Source organism: Streptomyces sp. NPDC005899, from assembly GCF_040629645.1.
Taxonomy (GTDB): domain Bacteria; phylum Actinomycetota; class Actinomycetes; order Streptomycetales; family Streptomycetaceae; genus Streptomyces.
Genome location: NZ_JBEXWB010000612.1, coordinates 1 through 2,136, shown reverse-complemented (window position 1 = coordinate 2,136; position 2,136 = coordinate 1). Strand labels below are relative to the sequence as shown.

The 2,136-nt window shown below is 70.1% G+C and carries 2 protein-coding genes; one reads left to right on the top strand and one right to left on the bottom strand.

Annotation, left to right across the window (positions count from 1 at the left end; all coding sequences use genetic code 11):
• The coding region (locus ABZ371_RS32030) for a hypothetical protein (protein ID WP_358686328.1) at positions 1-190 on the bottom strand (190 nt) is incomplete at its 3' end.
• A gap of 386 nt (positions 191-576) precedes the next feature.
• Between ABZ371_RS32030 and ABZ371_RS32025 the strand changes: the two genes are divergently transcribed.
• On the top strand, positions 577-1,917 hold the full coding sequence (locus tag ABZ371_RS32025) for an endo-1,4-beta-xylanase (protein ID WP_358686326.1): 1,341 nt from the start codon (positions 577-579) through the stop codon (positions 1,915-1,917).
• Positions 1,918-2,136 lie beyond the last annotated feature (219 nt).

The following is a 2,136-nucleotide window of genomic DNA, read 5'->3' as shown; positions in this document are numbered from 1 at the left end:
GCCGTTCGAGGGCGGGCGCCCCGGCGCGCACCAGGAGGAGCGGGTCGCCCGGAAGGGTGGTCCGCTCCTCCTGTGCCCGGACCTCCGCACACCGGCCTCCGGCGCCGCCGACCGCGGCCGGAGCGAGCCCGTCGAAGCCTGTCGAAACTTTCGCCGTCTCCTGTGCACGCGTTTCGCCACGCCTGACCATCGTTTCATCGAAGCGGAACCAGGTGACATGCCATCACCCGACCCAGGCGCCATAACCGCAGCTCACGTTGCCAACTCCTCCCATTTGAGCGGTTGTTCGCTCGGAAATATTTCGGAAACACAGCGTTGACCCGGCGGGGCGCGGGGCGCATACTCTCCCTCGCTCCCCTTGTTCCACCGCTCGTTTCCTCCTGTCGGCACAGGCGCCGTTCCGCCGACACCGACGGACGCACAGCACCTCGAACGGTTCGACCCCACCCCGCCCGGGCGTCCGTGTCCGATCCGCCCGGCAACCGGAAGAAGAGGCTGGAAAACGTGATGGCCCAGAGGATATTCAGCGCGGGCGGGTCCGCCCGCACGCGTCCGCCCGTTCGCGCCAGGCGCGCGATGTCCCTCCTCACGGCGGGTGTTCTGGCCGCCGCCGGTGTCGTGTCGCTCGCAGGTACGGCCCAGGCCGCCGGCACGCTCGGCGACGCGGCGGCGGCGAAAGGCCGGTACTTCGGCACCGCGGTGGCGGCCAACCACCTCGGTGAGGCGCAGTACGCCTCGACGCTGGACGCCCAGTTCGGCTCCGTCACCCCCGAGAACGAGATGAAGTGGGACGCGGTCGAGAGCACCCGCGGATCGTTCTCCTTCTCGGCCGCCGACCAGATCGTCAGCCATGCCCAGGCCCAGGGTATGAAGGTGCGCGGCCACACCCTGGTGTGGCACTCGCAACTGCCCGGCTGGGTCAGTGGTCTGGGCGCGACGGACCTGCGGTCGGCGATGAACAACCACATCACCCAGGTCATGACGCACTACAAGGGCAAGATCGACTCCTGGGACGTGGTGAACGAGGCGTACCAGGACGGCGGCAGCGGCGCGCGGCGCAGCTCGCCCTTCCAGGACAAGCTGGGCAACGGCTTCATCGAGGAGGCTTTCCGCACGGCCCGCTCGGTCGACGCGAACGCCAAGCTCTGTTACAACGACTACAACACCGACGGCCGGAACGCGAAGAGCGACGCGGTCTACGCCATGGTGAAGGACTTCAAGCAGCGCGGCGTGCCGATCGACTGCGTGGGCTTCCAGTCCCACTTCAACAGCAACTCCCCCGTCCCCTCCGACTACCGGGCCAACCTGCAGCGCTTCGCCGACCTCGGCGTGGACGTGCAGATCACCGAACTGGACATCGAGGGGTCGGGTTCCGCGCAGGCCGCCAACTACAGCAGTGTCGTCAACGCCTGCCTGGCCGTCACCCGCTGCACCGGCATCACGGTCTGGGGTATCACCGACAAGTACTCGTGGCGCAGCAGCGGCACCCCGCTCCTGTTCGACGGCAACTACGACAAGAAGCCGGCCTACGACGCGGTGCTCGCCGCACTCGGCGGGGCGAGCGACGGCGGCGGTGACGGCGGCGGTGACGGCGGTGACGGCGGCGGATCCGCCGGTTGCACCGCGGCCTACACCCAGACCGCCTCGTGGGCAGGCGGCTACAACGGCCAGGTGACCATCAAGGCCGGCGGCTCACCGATCAGCACCTGGACGGTTCCGGTGACCGTCACCGCACCGCAGAAGGTGTCCGCGACCTGGAACGGCACCCCCACCTGGAACGCCGCCGGCACCGTGATGACGGTGAAGCCCACCTGGAACGGGAGCCTGGCCGCCGGCGCGTCGACCACCTTCGGTTTCACCGTCACGACGAACGGCTCGACGACGGCGCCCGTGGTGGGTGCCTGCACCGCCTCCTGACCGGAGTCGGCCACCGGCCGGGACGTGCGTGACGAAACCGCACCCGTCCGCCCGTCCCGCAGGACCGCCCTGCCCGATCCTCCGACCGGGCAGGGCGGTCCGCCGTGCGTCGCCGGCCTTCGGGTCGACGAGTCGTCCGGCGTGCCCCGCGGCCGCATCCGTGTCCGTACGCCCGCCGGTGGGCGTACCGGATCACCGGCCCAGCGCCGCCATGGCGGC